Source organism: Rhodococcus sp. P1Y (assembly GCF_003641205.1).
GTDB lineage: Bacteria > Actinomycetota > Actinomycetes > Mycobacteriales > Mycobacteriaceae > Rhodococcoides.
The window spans coordinates 656118-674830 of the sequence record NZ_CP032762.1; the positions used below are offsets into that span (position 1 = coordinate 656118).

The window sequence follows — 18713 nt, forward strand, 5'->3', positions numbered from 1 at the left end:
TCCACCACGGCGAATGGATTTCACGATGGCAATTCTGTTCATTCACGGCGCGGGCGGTTTCACCGAGGACCGAGCGATCGCCGACGCCATGGGCAGCGCTCTCGGTCTTGCAGTCGACATGCCGGAATTCTCGGATACAAACATGTCTTTCGAGGCCTGGGCCGATCCCGTCCGCAGACTCGTGGGTCAGTTGAGTTCCGAGGACATCGTTGTCGCTCATTCTTTCGGCGCGTCGATACTTCTGCGAGTACTCGCCGAGGGCATACCATTCCGCCCTGAGCGAGCTTTTCTGCTGGCAATGCCGGATTGGAGTCCTGAAGGCTGGGACGTCGAGGAGTACGCATTTTTCGGACCAGAGCCTGATACTTCTCTGTCACTTCATCAGTGCCGCGACGATGAGGTCGTACCGTTCGAGCACCTTGCGCTGAGCCGGCGCGTTCTGCCGTCGGCTCGGTTCGTCGAACACCCGACTGGCGGGCATCAGTTCGTCGGGGCCATTTCTGCCATTGCGTCGGACATCCTCGACGACAATGGTCACCGGGAATGACCGCATCGGTTCTTTCGCTCTCGATATTCGAGTGACATCCCTGCATCCTGTCTTGTACCTTTCACGAGTGCTGAATCTTTGTTCCTTCGCCACGACGCCGGGCTCATCCGGCGACTCGACGATGAACTGACGACGCTCAGCCTCATCCAGCCCCGGATTCGATCCGGGGCTTCGTCGATTTCCTGGGTCCGTATCCAACTGACACAGGAGTATTCGATGAATCTCGACCACCGCGAACTGAATCGCAGCATGTCCGTCTACGCCACCCATCCGCTCGTCGGTTCAGGCCTACCCATGTGGCTTCCGGCCGGCGCAGTCATTCGACAGGAACTCGCGGACTTCGCGCGAGAGCTCGCGCGCGCAGACGGATGTGTGAGCGTGTACTCACCGGTGCTCGGCAAGCGCGCGCTGTACGAGCGCTCAGGACATTGGAAGAAGTTCGACGAAGACATGTTTCCGGCAATGCATCTCGGCGGCGACGAATTGGTGTTGAGGCCCGCGAATTGCCCTCATCACGCTCTGATCTTTGCTTCCGAGACCAGGTCGTATCGTGATTTGCCAGTTCGGTTGAACGAACTGGCGTCCATGTTTCGCGCCGAAAGGTCCGGTGTCCTTTCCGGACTGAGCCGCGTACGTCAGATCACCCTGGACGACACCCACGTGTTCTGTCGGTCCGACCAAGTTGAAGCAGAAGCAGGCCTGGCGCTGCGTTCGGCGTTGAACGCGCAGCGTGTATTGGGGCTGTCGATCGACTACATTCGGCTCTCCACCCGCGACGAATCCTACAGTTGGCTCGGTGCCACCGAGCAGTGGGAGCGAGGGCAAGAAAGCCTGCGCACAGCAGCTCGACCTATCGCGGACCAGCACGGATTGTCCTTGGTCGAGGTACCTGGTGAGGCTGCTTTCTACGGGCCCAAGCTCGACATTCAGGTACGCGACGGACGCGGCCACGAAGAAACCATCGCCACAGTCCAACTCGACTTCAACCAACCGGAGCGGTTCGATCTGGCGTACACAGGCTCGGACGGACGTCGACACCGACCGGTGATGATCCACCGAGGAACCGTGGGATCGATGGAACGCGTCACCGCTGCCCTTCTCGAGCAATATCAAGGCAGACTTCCGTTTTGGCTGGCACCTGTTCAACTCACTCTGCTCCCGATAGGCCCCGACCAGGACGAGAGTGCACGGGCGCTGGCCGACGAGGCGATCCGCTACGACCTCCGCCCCAGAATCGAGCACGAGGGCCCACTCGGGTCGAGGATCCGGCGCGCCCGCGAACGCCGAGATCACCTCATCGGTGTGATCGGACCAAGAGAAGCTGAGGCCGGCATAGTCCAAATCAGTGATGTGGCTGGGGATATCAGAGTGGATGTACCTAGCGCGAGACTTGTCGATCTCATGAGGACAGCGCACCGAGGACGACAGCATTCGATTCCATGGAGGGAATGATCGGAACGAGCCGACGGTTTGATCCACTCAAGATTTGGGCTCGAACTGGTGTGGCGCTCCTGAGGTTTGTGTGGGCGTCATTTCTGCTGTTCAGGGCGGGTTGTGTTGTTGGACGCAGTGTTCGGCGAGTTGCCGGTGAGATGAGGGACGCGCACGTGTTGGGCCTCTAGATTTCGGGGTTCCTACACCAACCTCAATCCGGAGGACCGCTACACGTGCGCGTCAGTACTGCATTTAACCGTCTACTTCAGATCCCCGGTGCATCGGTATCGGATGTGTCGATCACAGACTCATCCGTCGAGGTCACGCTCAGACTTACCGCACGCCGTGTGAAGTGCCCGTGTGGCTATTCGCGCACCGCGGCCTACGATCGCGAACCTCGTCGCTGGCGGCATCTCGATTTCGGCCGGCACAAGGTGTGGCTGGTCTACTCGATCCGACGGATCGAGTGCCCGACCTGCGGTGTTCGTACCGAGGACATCCCGTGGGCGCGGCCACGAGCGCGGCATTCACGAGACTTCGAAGACACCGTGTTGTGGCTGGTCACTCGCACCGACAGGACCTCGGTATCGACGTTGATGCGCTGCGCGTGGCGAACGGTGACCTCCATCGTCACACGCGCGGTCGATGCGTTGATCGACTCGCGTCGCCTCGATCGGCTCTATCGGATCGGTGTCGACGAAATCTGTTATCGGCATCCGCACAAGTACCTCACGATCGTGGGTGATCACGACACCGGCAAGGTCATCTATATCTCCGAGGGCCGCGGTCGGGACTCGTTTTCGGAGTTCTTCGAACAACAGTCCGCGCAGGAGCGAGAGGAGGTGCAGGTGGTGTCGATGGACGGGTCGCCGGCGTTCCGTGCGGCCGCCGAACATCACGTCCCGCAGGCTCGTCAGTGCATGGATCCCTTTCATGTCATGCAATGGGTCAATCGAGCGTTGGACCGGGTGTTCTCCGATGCCGCGTCGATTCGTCGCACGCTGACCATGCAGGCACCGGAGTGGCGCAAGGCTCGAACAGCGTTGCGGCTCGGTAAGAATCGGCTCACCAAGACCCATAAGTCGCTATTGCGGACGGTGACTGCAGCTGACACCGAAGTCGGGACGGCGTGGCGTCTGAAGGAACAGTTCCGGGATCTCTACCGGAAAGTCGCGCCGTCGAACGCTGCACGGTATTTGAGGCGTTGGATCGAAGAAGCGAAGTCCTGCGGCATCAGTGCGTTCGTTCAACTCGCCCGGATGATCGACAAGAAGTCCGAGGCGATCTGCGCAGCAATCGAATTGGGTGTCTCCAACGCTCTCATCGAGGGAATCAACTCCAAGATCAGACTGATCAACGCCCGCGGCTACGGCCACCACTCTGCCGCATCGCTGAAAGCAATGATCTACCTCAACCTCGGCGGAATCGAGGTCAAACTACCCACACAAAGGTAAGGATGGGCACGTACGTTCGAAAACTTGTCGGTGGGTCGGGCTAGATTGATCTCATGCTTTCGGGGGATAGCGCTTCGGTCGACGAAGCCAACACAGCAGCAGGGGATATCGCCGATCTGACGATCGGTGGGGTGGTCACGGCCGGCGAAGCGGTGACGGCGGGGGAAGCGGTAACGGTTGGCGACTCAGTCACGGCTGGCGATGCTGCCGTGCTGCCGGATGCGGCTGCTGACCCCGCCGGTGACGACGCCGGTGCGGGTGAGACCTCCGAGCTGAGTGGTGTTGCAGTCGAACCCGATTCGATCAGCACGGAGGATCCAGCTGAATCGGAGGAGGCTGGGTCGGAGGAGGCTGAAGTGGAGGAGGCTGGGTCGGAGCCGGATCCGATGACCGCCTGGGCACAGTCCTGGTCCACCAACCGCGACGACCGAGACGGAGTCGTACCGGTCACCGAACTCGACCTGACCGCGACACCGGTGATCGACGCACCCGGCCTCGCACGCGTCATCGCAGACCTCGAAGCAGGCATCACGCGACTCGGACAGATACAAACCATGGCCCTGACCAACAGTGACCGCCGAGCCCTGCTGATGCGCACCGAAACCATGACCCGAACCCTGTTCGCCTACTCCCACACCTGGATCGCCGACCTCATCGACCAACACGGACTCGACGGCATCTACGGATCGATCCCCGAAGCACTCGCCGTCCTCCTACGACTGTCGATGAAACAATCCGGACAACGCATCCTGATGGCCGAACAATTCGGCGAACGCACCACCCTCACCGGCGAACGCCTCCCACCACACCTACCCGCCACCACCCACGCCGCCGAAGACGGAATCATCGGCGAAGAACACCAACAGATCATCCGCAAATTCTTCAAAAGACTCGGCACCAAAGTCGACACCGACACCGCCGAGCACGCCGAACAACAACTGGTGCAACTCGCTAGGGACCTACTACCCGACGCGTTCACCGTCGCCGCCCGCCGCCTCTACGACATCCTCGACCCCGACGGCGACCTCGACAAAGAATCGGTCGCCGACCGCACCTACCTCTACCTCGACGACCCCGACGCCGCAGGACTGAGCACCGGACGATTCCGTTGCGACGCCGAATTCCGCGCCTACCTCGAAGCCGCATTCAGCAAATGGGCCAAACCCGGCATGTGCAACCCCGCCGACACCACCCCCCTCATCGACGAACCCAACGACGACGAACACAACGACGACGAACCCAACGATGACGAACACCACGGTCAAGACGGGGCCACGGCCACGGATCCGAGCCTGTTCGACACACCCACCAGCGACCACAACGACAATTCGGACGACGTCGGAGCAGACGACGAGCCGGGCGACAGTTCGCGAGACGACGGACCAGACGACGAGCCGGGCGACAGTTCGGACGACGACGCCGCCGCCGAGGACGAGAGTGAGGATGCCGACGGCGACGGCGAGGACGCCGAATCCGAAGCCGATACCGAACGGGCCCAACGAGACCGACGCGGCCTCGGACGACGCCAACACGACGCCCTCAAAACAATCCTGCGACAAATGCTCGCCTCCGGACAACTCGGCCAACACCGAGGACTACCCGTCACCGCCGTCATCACCATGACACTCAACGAACTCGAAACAGCCACCGGACACGCCATCACCGCCACCGGATCCACCATCGCCATCCGCGACGCCATCCGCATGGCCACCCACGCCCACCACTACCTCGTCATCTTCGACGACCGCACCGGCAGACCCCTGCACCTCGCCCGCACCAAACGCCTCGCCACACCCGACCAACGCATCGTCCTCATCGCCGCCGACCGAGGCTGCACCTTCCCCGGCTGCACCCGACCCGCCACCTACTCCCAAACCCACCACATCGACGAATGGGCCGACGGCGGCAACACCGACATCGACACACTCACCTTCGGCTGCGACATCCACCACCCCCTCGTCGGAAAAACCGACACCCATTGGGCCACCACCAAAGCCGAACCCGACCACCCCTACCCCGGCCGCACCCTCTGGCACCCACCCACCGCACTCGACCCCCACAGACACGGAACCATCAACCACTAGAACCCTACGAAACCCACCCCAGAGCACTGCTCTCGATCTAGCGTGGACTTATGGCTATCTCCGCAGCGATCTACGTGCGCATCTCGTCCGATCCCGATGCAACCCGGCGCGGCGTCGAGCGGCAAGAGGACGAGTGCAGAGACCTCGCCGACCGGCTCGGCTGGACCGTCGCCCGCGTGTACGTCGACAACGACGTGAGCGCCGCGAGCGGCAAGCCCCGGCCCGAGTTCGAGCGGATGCTCGCCGACGTCGCTGCCGGTGCGGTGGACGGCATAGTTGTCTGGCACACCGACCGGCTGTACCGACGCGCCGTCGACCTGGTGCGGATCGTGGACGCGCTGCAATCGACCCCGATCCGAACAGTGACCTCCGGCGATCTCGACCTGTCGACGTCGAGCGGGCGCATGCAGGCGCGGATTCTCGGTGCCGTAGCCGAGGGTGAGGTAGAACATTCCGTCGAGCGTATGAAGCTCGCACACCGTCAAGCCGCCGAGTCGGGTAAGTGGAGAGTGCGCCGCCGTGTGTTCGGGTACAAGCTCGGTGGACAGGAGATCGAACCCATTGAGGCGCAGGCTATTCGGCTCGCAGCTACCGACATACTCGGTGGTGTCTCGACGTCCGAGATCGCTCGACGCTGGAACCGAGAAGGATTGCGCACCAGCGGAAGGCAACTACTCAGTCCGACCGGCGCGAAGCTGGAGAACGGACACGGGAGCGAATGGACATCGCGCCGAGTCGGCGAACAACTCCGGAACGCGCTCTATGCGCAGCGGGTCACGTACAACGGACAGATCCTTACGGGCGTGGTCGGACAGTGGCCGAGGATCCTCGACGATGACGTATTCGATGCTGTCGCAGCGTTTCTCGACGGACGCCGCCAGCCCACACGCAAGGATCGGCTATGGCAAGGATCGAGCGTGTACCGTTGTGGCGCTTGTCATCCCGACGAGGGCGGCATGCTGCCGAAGATGGAAGTAGCGCGCCGAGGAGGCATTCCCCACTACCGATGCCGGGTCAAGGGCCACAACCGCCGAGATCAGCGACGGCTCGACGACTACGTGGACTCGATCGTGCTCGGTAGGTTGGCGCGTCCGGACGCTCTCGACCTCCTCGACAAGGGCACCGGGGTCGACCTGCCCGCGCTCACCGCTCGCCGCGACGGATTGCTCGCTCGGATCGATTCGGCCACCGGCGCCTGGAGTACCGACGACGGGCTCGACTACTCGGACCTGCTCGATGCCGTCAAGCCACTGAGGGACCAGGTAGCCGAGATCGACCGCCAGCTTGCCGCTCAGGCGCAGCGCGATCCGGTTGCCGAGCTACTGCTCGCCGAGGGCGACCTCGATACGGTGTGGTCCGGTCTCTCACCCGAGCGGCGCTCGAAGATCATCGACGTACTCATGAGCGTGGTGATCCTGCCGGTAGTCAAGCGCGGCAACGTGTTCGATGCCGACCGCATAGTTATCGAGTGGAAACGGTAGCCGTTTAGCACTATTGCTAAAGCGCGGATTCACCACTCGCGCAATCGCATCCATGCAGGGCGTGAGTCAACGAACAGCAGCCGACGACGTGAAAGATGTCCCTGTGAGCAAAAATGCTCAGGAGGACAAACCCCCCTCTACCTTCCAGTGCGCGTTACGTCGGCTCATTTGACGCCCGATAACACGCCACCACATCAACGCAGCAGCTACACGCTGGTGGTCCGGACACACCGTGCGTGTAGCAGCCACTGTCCGGTTGTGGGTGTAGCGTTCCGAATAGCTAAAGACACCGGGTGACCGACCCTGGTGAGATCGACACTCATGATTGCGAAGGCGTCAGAGCGGAACTGGTAGGTACGGGAAGTCGGCCCATACTCCTACAGGCCCCGCAGGAACCCAAAACTCCTGTGAGGTAACCATGTCCATGTCGAAGCGCACCCAGTCTCTCGGCGGCAAGCTAGGCACGAACCGACGCCACTACCCGAACGGCGACCATACCGACCTCGAAACCGAGTTGGCCACCTCGAAAATCGAGGACAAGGTTCGGGAGATCGTCGCCGCAGCGCCGCCACTGACCGAAGAACAGCGCGGCCGGATTGCGGCCCTACTCGCTGGAGGTCGGTGATGCGCTCGGCTGGTGTCGTATGCGGTAGGAGACACCCGAACGAGCTGGTGCATGCGTCCGAGCCTGCCGAGCTTGCTGCCGCCGAGCAGTACTCCCAGAACGGCAAGCTGATCTGCATGCGCGCCGAGTGCGCCACCGAGGCCCGTACTCGCCGAATGTGCTCGAAGCACTACATGCAATGGCGACGAGATCAAGGCAAGGTGAATTCAGAGTGACATGGACTCGCATTCCTGATGATTGGTCGGACCGCGCCGACGATCTCGAACTCTCGCACGATGCCGAGCTATTCCATATCCGCGCTCTAGTGCTCTGCAACAAAGCCGGAAATGACGGACACCTCAAGGCTCGGAATCTCTCGAAGCTCACCGCTGTATTCGACAATGCGCCCGATCTTATCGCCGAACTAATAGACAAACTCGGATGGATCGACAACGGCGACGGTACCTATCAACTGCCGTGGCAGGACCAGGAATTGGCCGAGGTGGTCGAGCGACGGGCACAACTCGGACGTGAGCGCCAGCGCCGGTATCGAGAAAGAGGACTCGACATGAAGGAAGAGGATGTCAGTAACGCGTCACGTAACGCATCGCCGAAGTCGAAAGCCTCTGACCAGCAACAGAGCAATGGTGACGCGTTAGGTGACGCACCAGGTGACATGACCCCGTACCGTCCCGTCCCGTCCCGTCCTAATAAGGGAAAGGGAACGGGAACAGAGACAGTCACTCCTACGTCCTCCGACTCGGCTTCGCCGTCGTCGTCCTCCGTCGCTCCAGAGAGTGAGAAGGGCGCACAAAAGAGACCGCGCCGCAGATTACCCACCCGTCCGGGAATCAAGCAACTGGACGAGCCGCCACCAGGATGGGACCGCGCATGATCGATATCAGTTTCTTTTCGACGGGAATAATTGACCGAAATTCCAAAGGACCACACGAAGTGGTGTTGTTCTTTTTCGAGCCGGTGATCGAGCTGACCGGGGTATATCGAACGATGTTCCTCGAGATGTTGACCACGTACTCATGGTCGATAATGGACGGTAATCAATTCTATTCCGAGACAGGCGAGACAGACGAAGAGGGATATACGAGCCTAGTCACCAAACATCGAGTATCGACAGAGGCGCCCTATTCGGTGGCGATTTCCATTCCGCTCGATTCCGACGGCGAGATCGACGAGATCTTTTTCCACGTCACGCTCGAGATGGCCGAAGAACACGTCGAGGCGCTACGGACCAACATGGCAACTGTCTACAACGGATCGCGACCGTGATTTCCGACCGCCCAGCGTCCACGCCCAGCGGTCTTTAGCGTTACTAAGTACCCCGAGTAGCCCCTGGCGCGATAAAGCCCCTCAGCGTTCGATTCAGCCATAAGAACCGAAAGCCGAGGGGCCGGGGGGTCGAGGGTGCGCCTCTAGATGCTCGGCGCGACCTGCCGACGTAGCTTCCCGTCGGGTGCTATGACGAGAGGTCGGTCCGCTCGGCGGTACGGGCGAGAGGTTCTGCGTGGCGCGGGCGTCGAGAACAGCGCGTCGATAGCCGACGAGGGGCGAGAAATTACAGGTGCGGACATTGGACCTCCCACAGGTTTCGATGATCCGGCCACTCGATCATACCTGACAATCGTTATCAATAACAGACCAGGAAAGTGAAACATCATGAATTCCAACACTATTCGGACGCTCCAATGACCACCGAGGGCCGACTGTTGGCGCACGTACGCGCTCACGTCAACGGAGTGAGTCCTCAGAGCCTCACCGACGCAGGCTATTCGACGGAACTGGTGGTCGAGCTGATCGAGGTTGGCCGACTCGCAGAGACCCCTTCAGGCCGTATTCGCTACGTCCACACCGACCCTCTCGACGAACTGGAGACCAGATGACGTGTAAGCAGATTCGTTTACACCGACCCAACCGAGGAGACCAGAAGATGAACGCCACTCCCGACCGCGACCAGATAGACCACGTCGAAACCGTCCGCAGCCCGAACGCTTACGGACACATCGTCCACTACAGCGACGGTTACCAAAGGTTCGTACCGAGCGCACTCGACGACGGCGACCCGCGTTGAAAGCCAAGCGACCGAGCACCTGCCCGTTGTGTTCCGCGCCGATCCGGCAAGGACAAGAAATCACCTACTACCTATTCGACAAGCGTCACCGATGGGTGTGTTGCCGAGAAGCCAAACCAGACGGACCTAACCCAAGACAGCGCATGTGGAACGCCGGGAAGTTCGAACCGAGGAAAGGACGCAAAGAAGCATGATCAACACACGCAAGCTCTACGAACTGTTGCAGGCAGGGCTCGACGCGCTACCCGAGGACCAGCGCGAACAAATCACCAACGAGCCGGGGACCACTGCGCACCGAGTGTCCGATGACCTGATCGAGTTCCGCGCCGCGGGGATCACCTACGCCACCGCCAGCCCCGACCTGTTCGATACCGAGGCCGAGTGGACCGAGTTCGTGGAGGCGCACGCATGAGGTTCCCCGACGATGACTGGAGGGCTCAGATCCTCCGAGAGACTCCGAGAACACCGAGACCACCGCGGGTCAAGGTAGTCAGGTGCTCGGTGTGTGGCAGGCGCGTCAGGCAGGCAGGCGTCGATCTCTGCAAACGCTGCCGGGATTGACCTGACCCGAGGACGACCCTGATCTCCCATCAACGGAAATCGGGGTCGTTTTCGAGCGGGTTGTTACCACACCTAACGACTAGAATGGATCCCAGCAGGTCGCCCCGACCGCTCATCACGAGCCGAGGGAATCGCCAGCGCCGCAGCAACGCTCACCAGCGAAGAAGCACGAGCCGGGGAAGGAAAACCCACTCGTCGCAGCGCATCAAGGGCCGTTCTCGAAGGACACGTGTGTCATCACCGCGCTACCTCGAACGGAAATCCCATGACTTCCAATCTCATTCACCGCACTACGCCTCTACGTCTCGAACTCAGGTCCGACGACGTAGACGAACGGATCATCTCCGGGATCGCCGCGCCGTTCGACTCACCAGCTGAAATCAACAGCTATGAGGGCCAATTCACGGAAACCATCCGGTATGGCGCATTCCGCAAGACCATCGCCGAGCGTGGAGAACGTGTCAAGTTACTCGGACTGCATGACCGATCACGGATGCCCCTAGGTCGAGCCGTATTGCTCGAAGAGCGCGCCGAAGGACTCTATGCCGAGTTCCGAGTGTCCCGCACTCAATCGGGTGATGAGGCACTGGAACTGGTACGCGACGGATCGCTCGATCATCTGTCGATAGGCTTCCGGCCGATCTCCGAAGTATGGGACCGAACCAGGACCAAGCGAACCTTAACCGAGGTTGCACTCGCCGAGGTGTCTCTCGTGCTGGAAGGCGCGTACGGGGACGCCGCAGCAGTTACAGGCTCGCGCAGCGCGGACACACACACTCTTACATCCGAAGCGGCTACGCGCCGTTTACGGCTACTCGATCTCTAACCGACGATAGGTAGACAATGAATCTCAAGACAGCCAACAAGGCCGAGCTGCAGAACTTTCTCGGCGAAGCAAAGACAGAACTCGAAACACTCGCTACCCGAGGCGCAGACCTGAATTCTCAGGACACCGAGCGTTTCGACGACCTCGAAGCGCAGTACAAAGAAGCCCGCGAACGGATCTCAGCGATCGAAGCTCGCGCCGCTAAGGTCATCAACGGTTTCGAAACACTGTCCACCGAGGACGGTTCGCCGGGAACCACCCGCACTGCCTCCAGCTCGATCTCGCTCCGGGGTAAGACGACTCTCGGTAAGGGAGACTCGTTCCGCTCATGGGCCAACGACAACGGACACGCCGACGCCAAAGCCACCGATGAACTCTCGTTCGACCGCCTGATTCGCGGGATGGCCACGGGAAATTGGGACGGGGCCGAGGCCGAGCGCGCTCTCGCGACCACAAACTCCACAGCCATCGTTCCGACACCTCTGGCAACCAACCTGATCGACATCGCACGCGCCAATGCCGTTGTCACACAGGCCGGTGCGACGATCGTACCCATGACAAGCTCGACGCTTCGGGTGCCACGACTCACGGGCGAGGGTGCGCCGTCGTTCTACGCCGAGGGACAGCAGAGGGTCGCGCAGGACATGACGTTCGATGCTGTCGAGCTGAAAGCTCGCTCGTACGAGCGCCTGATTCTGATATCCAAGGAACTGCTCGATGATGCCAATCCTGCTGCCGGGGACGTCATTTCGCAGGCTTTCGCTCGTCAGTTCGCGCTCGGCATCGACAAGTTCGCTCTTTTCGGCGACGGTGTGAGCCCGAACCCGTTGGGGTTGGTCAATACCCCAGGAGTCCCCAAAGTTGCCCACGGGGCCAACGGAACCGCAATCACCAACTACGATTGGTTGATTCAGGCCGTCGGAAACGTTGCCGCGCAGAACTTCATTCCGACAGCACAAATCGCAAGCCCGAGGACTGCAACGGCGCTCGCACTCCTGAAGAACAGTCAGGGCGACTACCTCGCGGGACCGGCACACCTGCCGCAGGCGTTCGTGACATCGAGCGTTCCGGTGAACCTGTCGACCGGCACCAGCAACGATACGTCGGTGATCATCACGGGACAGTTCGATCAGCTCCTGATTGGTCTGCGACAGGACTTCACGCTACGCGTTCTCACCGAAAGGTACGCTGACACAGGGCAGGTCGCTTTCCTGGCCAGCAGCCGATGGGATGTGCAGATCGCCCAGCCTCTCGCTTTTCAGGTCGACCAGGGCGTCAAGTAACCATGATCGAGGTCGAGTCATTCGACGATGGTCCGTTCGGCAACGAGAAGCGGCGTGAGGGGTTGACGCTTTCACACTGGCGCTCGATGCCGAACTCGCCTACCGCCGACGAGCGATTGCTGTCAGGCTCGGCGCGTCAAATTATGGTGCTCCGCAATGATCCCGAGACAGGTTGGGCGCGGCCGGTGTGGGAATGGGTGCCCATCGACAAGCTCGACTAGATGACTAGCCGGATCGAGTAGCGGCAGGTTTCCTTACGCGGACCACCTGTACGGCTCGATCCGGCACCTTGACGCCGAAAGTACGTTGCCAACCAACGCAACTCGGCAGGTGTCCGCGATGACACCGCAAACGTTCGACACAGACCGAGCGCTCCGTCTCACATTCATGCCCTCATGTTGTGGACGGTGGCAATAAGCGCGGAGATGCACCCCGGCTTTGGTTTATCCGGGCAGGCGCTCCCGACGTCGAACGTTCTTGTGATCTGTGTTCGAAAGTTGTCAAGACTGCGCGGTCCCTCCGACTTTCGAATATGGATCTAGCTAGACCCGACCTCGACTGCGGCTCATGTGTCTGATGCTCACGCTCACCGTCGTCGAGATCGGGTCGGGCACTCTGATACCACCACCGCCGGATCGGCGCTCTCCGTTGGGCTCAGCCCCCGGTAATCAAGCCCTGCTGATACCGCGCACTACCACCGCGGACTCGATGAGCCACTCGATAGCGCGCTCGATGACCCTGCCTGCCACGTTCCACACATGCACTGCCAGTTCGTCGTTCAGCCACTCGACATCCACATGCACACTTGCTGATCCTGTGTCGATACCCAAGATCGTTTGACTCTTGTTGCTCAACAACACTCCAATAGTCATGCCTGTCAGTAGGTTCCATGTGGTCGACGCCAGCCAAGCCAGCAAGAGTCCCATGCCTGCTGCACCCATGACCACCATGCACACGATGAGTTGTGCTGTGACAGTTAGTGTTCGCTTCGCAATCGATTGAACATGTTTGTTCGAAAGAACTTTGAGAACAACAGTCTTCGCTGTCGTCGTGCTCGGTGCTGGTGTCGGGTCGGCGGTAGGCGCTGTGGGTGTGGTCGGTCCGACGGCTGGTGCGAGTGCAAGCATGGTGTCTCCGAGTGGTGGTGTGGGTGTCTGGGTAGTTGATACCTAGAACCCACTGTGACACAGGTTGATTGACTCGTCCACTCACTTCGCTGGAGACCCCGCTCGCTGACCGCCCGGCGAGCCCTGATCTCGAAAGCCCCTGCCGCCCAGGGTAGGGGGGGATACTTGACACCGTATCCAGTAGGCACGGCTGACCCTGCCACGCAGCCGATTACTCTCTCTGATCGAAAATCTCCCACAAAAGCCCTGGTCAGAGCGTTGCGACCAGCGAAAATAGGGGTACGATTTGGAAATTTCAGATTTTTGCTCAGAATGACCCCTCAAAAGTGTTCAGTGTACTCGCTTTTCGATCATAGTGAGAGCACTGCTCTCAGGGTAGTTCTGCTCCCACCACCATGCGCCGTACTGCACGACCCACTCGACGACCGTCATGGTGCCCTTACGCAGGTTGCAATCCGAGCATGCGCGACACAGGTTGTACCAATGGTCGGTGCCACCGAGCGACAGCGGTAGCTTGTGATCGTCGTGCATGACACCCGACCGCCCGCAGTAGTAACAACTGTCGTGCTCGATAGCGCGCCGGTACTCGACCGAGAGAGCGCGATCCTCGACCGTCATACGCACCACCGCACGATGCCGACGGCGCGAGAGCTTGGCCCTGTTCGCTTCGGGTGAGCGCGGGTAGGCGCGCCCGTAGTGCGTTCGGCAGAGTCCCTTACCGTGCGCGGGATCGTCGCAGCCCTCGACCGAGCAAGCACCACCGCCCTCACCGCGGACTCGGATCGGTTCGTGCATAGGTAGACCGGTCTTCGCACGCTTGTAGTGAGCATGGCAGTAGCCCTTGGACCCGTGCGGCCGGTCGCAACCGTCGTGCTCGCACACCCGATTGTGCGACCGAATAGGTGGCAGGGCAGACAGACCGGCCTTGTGGCGCGCATAGTGAGTATCGCAGTAGCCCTTGGCCTTACGTGGTTTCGAGCAACCATCGACCGAGCAGGTAGCGCCGACGCTTTGCCGAGTCAGTAAGGGCGCGTTCATATCCTGCCCCTTGTGCCACCGCAGGTAGTGAGCTTTGCAGTATCCGCGGCTACCGTTGGCGACTCGATCGCAGGTGTCGTGCTTGCATGATCCGTTCATAGTTGGAACCTCCCACCGACAACTCTAGAGAGAGATCGAGGAAAGTTCTGCTCCGTTTTGCGGCTGGAACTTTCACCGGGACGGGCGCACACTGGAGTACGCGGTAACGCGGTGTAGGCATAACTTTCCTCGCAGATAGTTCACAGCTCGACCCGCACCCGAAAGCCCCGACCCCGGCAATCAGCTTCCCGAGGTCGGGGCTTTCGTCGTTCTATGCGGGTAGCCCGAGCCAGTGCAGCAGGTAGTACGCGTAGATCGGCGACACCACGAACAGCGACAGCGGATAGACGGTTGCGATGAATCGGTCGGTTCTGCTCATGCGATAGACGCTAGATCGGATCGCGTGTTGGCTGGATATGCAAACCGCGCCGAACAGGTAGCGCGTGCACGCCGCGATGATAACGAGCTGGGTTGCGTAGTCGAACGTGGACATAACGAGCCTCCGGCATGTGGTGGTGCTCTCGGATAGCCCGGCCCACAGCCAGCGGCTCAACAATGCGCGCTGACAGGTCAGAGGAAGCCCGAGAGCTGCCCGGCCCACGGCCAGCGGCGACGATGTAACAGCGACCACTCTAGCGCCCTCACCAGACTCGATACGCTAGGGCAAGGTCGCGTGTCGCGGTGGCCAATATTCAGTGACTTCTACCACTACCACCACCCACACGAATACATCCACCCCTCCAACACACCCTCCCAACACACCCTCCCCGACATGCCCCTGCCCGGCATGCCCAGCACCCAACCCAGAACCAACACCCCACCACCGGACCCCCAAGAACCAGACCACCGAGAACCTGGCCACCAACAACCCGGAACCCCCGAACCAGGCGCACCACCCGCCTGACACAAGGGGGTGGCGACCCGACCGCAGAACCGGTCGCCACCCGAGAGTCCCAACCAGCCCCACACACAGGGCACCTGCACCCAGCGGCACAGAAAGCACCACCTGTGCCGCCCACAGCCATGCCCAAAGATAATCACCGCCGCTGATGCGCTCCGCTGACGTAGCTACCTCGGCCGTCGTGGGCACTCCGGTCGCTGATTGGAATACGTACATCTGCGAGAGAGTCGCTACCTTGAAGGAACGCCGGCGGAGCCGTCCACCCAGTCCGGACCTGTCTTGACGTCAGGACCGTTGGTATCGGCGAAGAATGAGCGCAAAGTTGCGCGGCCAACGGCACCTGGGATTGGTGCTCTCCCGCCTTCCGATTCAGGCCGATCGGGCCGGGCAGCACGACTGGAGTCGCGTTCTGGGTGCTCGGCCATTGCGAAGTTCATAGAAGCACCCGAGCAGCCCCGGCACGTCAGCCGCGGGCCAAATCTGACGTTGCGACAGAAGAATTGGTTCTTCGACCACGCTCGTGTCATGTGTCCATGGTGTAGGAGCTGTCCATCAGTTCTCTCATCGCCGCGTAGAAGTCGCGACGCCTCTTGTCATTCCATGTGGTAGTCAGCTGCGCAAAGACGTCTTCCTGCCACCGATGTGCCTGCTCGAGCATGGACAGGCCTGCGGGGGTGAGTGATGCTTCACGTTGTCGTCCATCAGACGGGGATGCTGCCATAGCCAGGTAGCCAGCTGACTTGGCGCTCTTGATCAATCGCGATGCGCCACTTTGGTCGATCCCTACCTCGTGCGCGATTGCGTTGACGGTTGTAGCAGTCCCCCGCTGACAGAGCGAGTACACCGCTTCGCACACCGTCACGAGTCTTCCTCGCTCACCACCGACGTCCGCGGCCACGGGCCGACTCGCCCAGTGGCGAACGAAGTGAAACAAGACCTGCCCCGGCCCTTGGCTGTTCATTCGGTTGCCGCCATCTCGCGGCAGATGAAAGCAAGCTCCAGAGCGGCCTCGAGGTCGGGCAATCGCAGTGCAGCCGTTATCTTTCCGTTGGAAGCACGGAAGACCGTCGCGACCCGCGTTGGCTGAATGCTCTCGGGCCAGGTGGCGTCCTCCTCGACCACCATCAACCGCTCGCTGATCGGGTGCCAGGACCGTGGAATCAGCTTGATCCCTGACCGCGTCACCCACTCGGCGAACTGCGAAGGGGTTATCGGGCCAGCCCCTTTCGGCCCGAGGACGACGACGGGATCACTGACCGCCCGCGCAGACCGTGGCAGATCATCGGCGTTGACGCTCGCGTGCCACTCATTGACTGCTGCTTCAAGACTGGAATGCATACTCAGACTATATGCGATCCGCATACATTTTCCTATAGTGAACTACCTCGATGACCTCGTGCATTCAATAGCTTGTCCGGTACCTAGGGGTCGAACTTCCGAGGCCGGTTCTCCCGATACGACGGGAGTACGCGGTCGTGTCAACCGACATCGAAACTCCCCGGCTGAACCAGATGTTCCATCAGCGCACCATAATCGGAGTCATCCTGCCGTTCTCGTAGATCAGCGAACCCGTTGCCGCTAGCCGAGTTCGTGTGTTTGCGAGGTGCGGTCCCCTTCGGCGTCCCCAGTATTGCTGGTGCCTTGAATCTCGAACAGGATTGCATGTACCTCTCCGTCCGCCTTGGGGCAGTGCTCGACCCCTTTCGGCACCACGAATACATCGTTGGGTCCGAGGCGGACATCGCGGTCGCGGAGTTGGATCGTCAGGTCGCCACGAACCACAAGGAAGAGTTCGTCGGTTTCGGGGTGCGTGTGCCATACGAACTCGCCCTCGAGCTTGACCACTTTGACGTCGTAGTCGTTGACAGTCGTAAGTCGGTGCGGCTGCCAGTATTCGGAAACCATGGACAATGCATCCTCGACATTACGGACGCGATCATCTGCGGTACGCGGCCGCGAACCTTGTGTGTTCATCGCTTTCTCCATCTATTGGTGAGCCTAAAGGTCGACGGGACTGTTCGAAAAGCGGGTCGGCTGGCCGCGGCGGACGCATACGCGTTCCGGCACCTGCCGTCATCTTTCAATCGGTCGCCACGACGACGCAGGTGCCGCGCGTCAACGTGACCAGGTCGGCGAAGGTCAGCGACATGACGGTATGAGGGGTCCCCGCCGCGGCCCAGATCCTCGGGTGTTGTTGCAGGGCTTCGTCGATGACGGTTCTGATCGGTTCAGGATGTCCCGTCGGTGCGACTCCTCCGATGGCTTGACCCGTCACGGCGCGGACCTGCTTTGCCGCCGCGAGTCGTACTTCTCCGACCCGGAGTGCGGCGCCGAGGCGCTCCGGATCGACACGATGTCGACCACTGGTCATCACGAGGACGGGTTCGTCGTCAGCGAGGAACAGCAGGCTGCTGGCGACGGCTCCGACCTCGCATCCCAGTGCGCCGGCCGCCTCGGCGGCAGTGCGGGTCGAGGCCGGTAACTCGTGGATCGGTGCGGTTATCCCGGCGGCCGTCAAGTGCTCCCGGACAATACGAGTGCGTTCGGGCACTGGAAGTTCACTCACTGGCTTGCCTCTCTCGATCCGGTGCAGTGCGGACGCGGGTAGTGCATCAAGATCAGGGCCGTGGCGCTACCCCCGACGGACCGGAACAGGTGGGGTTCGTCGCCTCGGTAACGGTGACTCTCGCCTGCCGTCAACTCCTGACTTCCGTTACCCACCACCACCCGGCCTTCCACGACGGTCACCGTCTCTTCGACGCCGTTGGCGTGTGGGTCCGAATGCTGGACGGTCTCGCTGATCGAGGCCCGGTACACCTCGACCAGGCATTGGGCCAGCTCGAACCGGTCGACCAGTGTCGCGTCGACGGAGTCGCCGTGAAGAGACGCAGAGTTCACGGCGCGGTCGGGCAGGACGGCTCCCAGGGGTGCCTCCAACGCGCTGGTGAGTGCAAAGAGGGTGTCCAGACGCGCTCCGCGACGGTTGTTTTCGAGCTCGGAGATCGTGCCCTTGCCTATCCCGCTCCGGCGCGCCAGCTCGGACAGCGAACAGCCTCGGTCGAGCCGTAGGGCTCGCAGGCGTCCGCCGACGTCGTCATCCATGATGTTCTTCCGTTCTGTTTACAGAACGACCATAGCCTGGTTTCATGATTCGTCAAGGGGACCTCGCGCAGGCGTGGTCGCTGAATGCGTCTGCCGTCGCGAGGTTTCCGGCCTGCACGGCCCGGCTTCGTGCGGTTCACGAGGCA

At 61.1% G+C, this 18713-nt stretch carries 22 protein-coding genes; 15 read left to right on the forward strand and 7 right to left on the reverse strand.

What is annotated here, in order from left to right:
- The first annotated feature begins 25 nt into the window (after positions 1-25).
- The 15 genes from D8W71_RS03125 to D8W71_RS03190 all read left to right on the forward strand — a co-directional run bounded on the left by D8W71_RS03125 (position 26) and on the right by D8W71_RS03190 (position 12581).
- Complete coding sequence (locus tag D8W71_RS03125) at positions 26-547, forward strand: alpha/beta fold hydrolase (RefSeq protein ID WP_236077684.1); 522 nt, start codon at positions 26-28, stop codon at positions 545-547.
- Between the two features lie 216 nt (positions 548-763).
- Positions 764-1999, forward strand: a complete 1236-nt coding sequence (gene thrS / locus D8W71_RS03130) for a threonine--tRNA ligase (protein ID WP_121118477.1) — start codon at positions 764-766, stop codon at positions 1997-1999.
- A gap of 215 nt (positions 2000-2214) precedes the next feature.
- The gene (locus tag D8W71_RS03135) at positions 2215-3435 is read left to right on the forward strand and encodes an ISL3 family transposase (RefSeq protein ID WP_121110920.1); all 1221 of its coding nucleotides are present in this window, start codon (positions 2215-2217) and stop codon (positions 3433-3435) included.
- A 53-nt stretch (positions 3436-3488) separates the two neighbouring features.
- A complete protein-coding gene (locus D8W71_RS03140) occupies positions 3489-5519 on the forward strand; it encodes an HNH endonuclease signature motif containing protein (RefSeq protein ID WP_121110922.1) in 2031 nt (676 codons plus the stop codon).
- 50 nt (positions 5520-5569) lie between these two features.
- Complete coding sequence (locus D8W71_RS03145; protein ID WP_121110924.1) at positions 5570-7000, forward strand: recombinase family protein; 1431 nt, start codon at positions 5570-5572, stop codon at positions 6998-7000.
- 424 nt (positions 7001-7424) lie between these two features.
- Positions 7425-7625 (forward strand): hypothetical protein, encoded by a 201-nt coding sequence (locus D8W71_RS03150; RefSeq protein ID WP_153275297.1) that lies wholly within the window; start codon positions 7425-7427, stop codon positions 7623-7625.
- Positions 7625-7840 carry a hypothetical protein gene (locus tag D8W71_RS27275; protein ID WP_153275298.1) on the forward strand — a complete coding sequence of 72 codons (216 nt, stop codon included), beginning with the start codon at positions 7625-7627 and terminating at the stop codon, positions 7838-7840. The genes D8W71_RS03150 and D8W71_RS27275 overlap by 1 nt, the downstream gene beginning before the upstream one ends.
- Complete coding sequence (locus tag D8W71_RS03155) at positions 7837-8499, forward strand: hypothetical protein (protein ID WP_121110928.1); 663 nt, start codon at positions 7837-7839, stop codon at positions 8497-8499. Before D8W71_RS27275 ends, D8W71_RS03155 begins: the two co-directional genes overlap by 4 nt.
- A 59-nt stretch (positions 8500-8558) precedes the next feature.
- On the forward strand, positions 8559-8891 hold the full coding sequence (locus tag D8W71_RS03160) for a hypothetical protein (RefSeq protein WP_121110930.1): 333 nt from the start codon (positions 8559-8561) through the stop codon (positions 8889-8891).
- Between the two features lie 416 nt (positions 8892-9307).
- Positions 9308-9502, forward strand: a complete 195-nt coding sequence (locus D8W71_RS03165) for a hypothetical protein (RefSeq protein WP_121110932.1) — start codon at positions 9308-9310, stop codon at positions 9500-9502.
- Positions 9503-9549: 47 nt separating this feature from the next.
- Positions 9550-9690 (forward strand): hypothetical protein, encoded by a 141-nt coding sequence (locus D8W71_RS03170; protein WP_153275299.1) that lies wholly within the window; start codon positions 9550-9552, stop codon positions 9688-9690.
- A gap of 190 nt (positions 9691-9880) precedes the next feature.
- Positions 9881-10102 (forward strand): hypothetical protein, encoded by a 222-nt coding sequence (locus D8W71_RS03175; protein ID WP_121110936.1) that lies wholly within the window; start codon positions 9881-9883, stop codon positions 10100-10102.
- Between the two features lie 414 nt (positions 10103-10516).
- Positions 10517-11077 (forward strand): HK97 family phage prohead protease, encoded by a 561-nt coding sequence (locus D8W71_RS03180; protein ID WP_121110938.1) that lies wholly within the window; start codon positions 10517-10519, stop codon positions 11075-11077.
- A 17-nt stretch (positions 11078-11094) separates the two neighbouring features.
- Positions 11095-12360: a phage major capsid protein gene (locus D8W71_RS03185; protein WP_121110940.1), complete on the forward strand. Its 1266-nt coding sequence runs from the start codon at positions 11095-11097 to the stop codon at positions 12358-12360.
- 2 nt (positions 12361-12362) lie between these two features.
- Positions 12363-12581, forward strand: a complete 219-nt coding sequence (locus D8W71_RS03190; RefSeq protein WP_121110942.1) for a hypothetical protein — start codon at positions 12363-12365, stop codon at positions 12579-12581.
- A 447-nt stretch (positions 12582-13028) separates the two neighbouring features.
- Here D8W71_RS03190 and D8W71_RS27280 read toward each other — a convergent pair whose 3' ends face one another.
- From D8W71_RS27280 to D8W71_RS03230, 7 genes are all read right to left on the reverse strand, one after another.
- Entirely contained in the window at positions 13029-13301 is a 273-nt protein-coding gene (locus tag D8W71_RS27280; RefSeq protein WP_153275300.1) for a hypothetical protein, read from the reverse strand.
- 516 nt (positions 13302-13817) lie between these two features.
- Positions 13818-14525: an HNH endonuclease gene (locus D8W71_RS03200; RefSeq protein ID WP_161965394.1), complete on the reverse strand. Its 708-nt coding sequence runs from the start codon at positions 14523-14525 to the stop codon at positions 13818-13820.
- A gap of 1463 nt (positions 14526-15988) precedes the next feature.
- Positions 15989-16327, reverse strand: coding sequence for a MarR family winged helix-turn-helix transcriptional regulator (locus tag D8W71_RS03210; RefSeq protein ID WP_201265238.1), 339 nt, complete (start codon positions 16325-16327; stop codon positions 15989-15991).
- Positions 16328-16422: 95 nt separating this feature from the next.
- Positions 16423-16803 (reverse strand): hypothetical protein, encoded by a 381-nt coding sequence (locus tag D8W71_RS03215; RefSeq protein ID WP_121118479.1) that lies wholly within the window; start codon positions 16801-16803, stop codon positions 16423-16425.
- A gap of 240 nt (positions 16804-17043) precedes the next feature.
- On the reverse strand, positions 17044-17370 hold the full coding sequence (locus D8W71_RS03220; RefSeq protein WP_201265353.1) for a cupin domain-containing protein: 327 nt from the start codon (positions 17368-17370) through the stop codon (positions 17044-17046).
- Positions 17371-17545: 175 nt separating this feature from the next.
- Entirely contained in the window at positions 17546-18031 is a 486-nt protein-coding gene (locus D8W71_RS03225) for a YbaK/EbsC family protein (RefSeq protein ID WP_121110952.1), read from the reverse strand.
- On the reverse strand, positions 18028-18567 hold the full coding sequence (locus D8W71_RS03230; protein ID WP_121110954.1) for a helix-turn-helix domain-containing protein: 540 nt from the start codon (positions 18565-18567) through the stop codon (positions 18028-18030). Before D8W71_RS03230 ends, D8W71_RS03225 begins: the two co-directional genes overlap by 4 nt.
- Positions 18568-18713 lie beyond the last annotated feature (146 nt).